Genomic DNA, 2072 nt, shown 5'->3' on the forward strand with positions numbered 1-2072 from the left:
TCCGGGGTGTCGAAGCCGCGCGAGCGCAACCACTCCACGGCGATGGGACCGGACTTATCCTCGTACACGCCGCGGGCTGCGCGGGTGGAGGCGACAATGACCAGGCCGGTGAGATTCTCCGGCATGGTGTAGTCTTCGCTACTCATTGGCTTTCCTTTTCTGTATCTATCAGGTGACAGTGGGGTCGGTGGGGTCGGTGTGCCGCCGGGGCTTAGGAGTCCTCGCGGACGGACCAGTCGCCGGACTTGCCGCCGCTCTTCTCCAGAACACGAATATCGGTAATGACGGCGTGCTTATCGACTGCCTTAATCATGTCGAAAACGGTCAGCGCTGCCGAGGAGACGGCGGTGAGCGCCTCCATCTCCACACCGGTCACGCCGCGGGTCTTCACGGAAGCCTCAATACGCACGAAGTCGGTGCCACGCTCGAAATCCACCGTAATCTTGCCCAGGGGCAGCGGGTGGCAGAGGGGAATGATTTCCGGGGTGCGCTTAGCGCCCATGATGCCGGCAACACGTGCAACCGGAAGTGCGTCACCCTTGGGCAGGTCAGCGTCAAAAATCATGGCGATAACGTCTTCGCGGGTGCGCACGGTCGCCTCGGCCAGGGCGGTGCGGGTGGTGACCGACTTCTCCGTAACGTCCACCATGTGCGCCGAACCGTCGGCGCGCACGTGGGTCAGTTCCTGGTTGGGCTGCGAAGTAGAGGTCATCGTTTCTCCTGGCTTCTGCGCGGTATCCTTCTGCCGCGAATCGTTACTTAGTGTGAGTCTCAATTATTCCTTGTCGTTCAGACAAAGAACAACGCAGGGGGCGTTTCGCTTAGTTATCGGTGAGGCGAATGCGGTGGTAGGGCACTGCCTCTCCCCCGGTGTAGGTGGTTCCGGGCGCCAGCTCAATGAGCACATCCGCCTGGGCGGCGCGGTGCAGCAGGTGCGAGCCCGAGAGGACGTCCGGGTAGAGCTCCACCCGGTAGGTTCCGGGTTCCACCTCGACCATGGCGAGGGTGCCGCGCAAGAACTGGCGCTTAGTCGCCGGTGCGGTGAGCGGAGTTTCGGTGACGAGCACGCCTCGCGGTGCGTTATTCAGGGTTGCCTGTTCGGAGGCGACCGCGTAGGGCACACCGTAGGGGCCGCCGGCACGCAGGTAGGGGCGCAGAATCAGTGCGTACGAGATGAGCGTGCTCACCGGGTTTCCGGGGAAGGAAATCATGGGCACGCGGTGGCCCTTGAAGTCGAGCAGGTTCACGCCCTGGGGGCCGCCGGGCTGCTGGCTGACGTGGCCAAACCAGGAGACGGGCACCAGAATATCGGCTTCGTGTGCCTTGGCGATGGCGTTGCGGACCACCTCGTATTTACCGTGGCTAATACCGCCGGAGGTGATGATGATGTCCGGTTTGAAGCTCTCGTACTCTGCAGCGAGGCGGTGCAGTAGCTCGATCGGGTCGTCACCGATAGCGATGCGGCGCACCTCCGCTCCGTCTTCGCGGAGCATGGCGGTGAGCATGGGGCCGTTGGCGTCAAAAATCTGGCCCTGGGCGAGTTCCTGAGTGGTGGCACTTCCGTCTTCTTCAACGCCGGAGAGAATCTCGTCACCGCCGGTACACACGAGCACGCGAGGACCAGCCGCAACGGTCAGGCGCGCGTAGCCCTGGGATGCGAGCGCACCAAGCAGGGCGGGGGTGATGCGTTCGCCGGCGCGTGCGAGGATCTGGCCGGTGACGACGTCTTCGCCGCGGCGGCGCACGAACTGTCCGGGCTTGCCGGGGGCGAGTTTGACCTTTTCGCTGGGGCGGCCGAAAGATTCGGGTAGGTCGGGGTATTCAATGCGTTCGGACTGTTCGACGGGGATGACGGCGTCATAGCCCTTGGGCATGGGTGCGCCGGTCATGATGGGGTAGGTCAGGTCTTCGGAGGAGCGGGAACGCTGGAGGGGGCGGCCGGCGGGGATTTCGCGTCCGACGGTGAAGATGCGGTCGTCGCGTTCTGCAGCTTCGGCAGTGAGGGCGTAGCCGTCCATCTGGGAGTTGTCGAAGCTGGGTACGTCCATGCGTGCGGTGACGTCTTGGGCGAG

Annotated in this window: 2 protein-coding genes and 1 pseudogene; all 3 read right to left on the minus strand. The window is 63.9% G+C overall.

The features are described from left to right. A pseudogene (locus Q0216_RS06355) lies at positions 1-146 on the minus strand (MogA/MoaB family molybdenum cofactor biosynthesis protein); the annotation flags it as partial. Positions 147-211: 65 nt separating this feature from the next. Beyond that, a complete protein-coding gene (gene moaC / locus Q0216_RS06360; RefSeq protein WP_044150196.1) occupies positions 212-712 on the minus strand; it encodes a cyclic pyranopterin monophosphate synthase MoaC in 501 nt (166 codons plus the stop codon). A 109-nt stretch (positions 713-821) separates the two neighbouring features. Further along, the coding region (locus Q0216_RS06365; protein ID WP_298593842.1) for a molybdopterin molybdotransferase MoeA at positions 822-2072 on the minus strand (1251 nt) is incomplete at its 5' end.

Source organism: uncultured Rothia sp. (genome assembly GCF_937976295.1).
In the GTDB taxonomy this organism is placed as follows: Bacteria; Actinomycetota; Actinomycetes; order Actinomycetales; family Micrococcaceae; genus Rothia.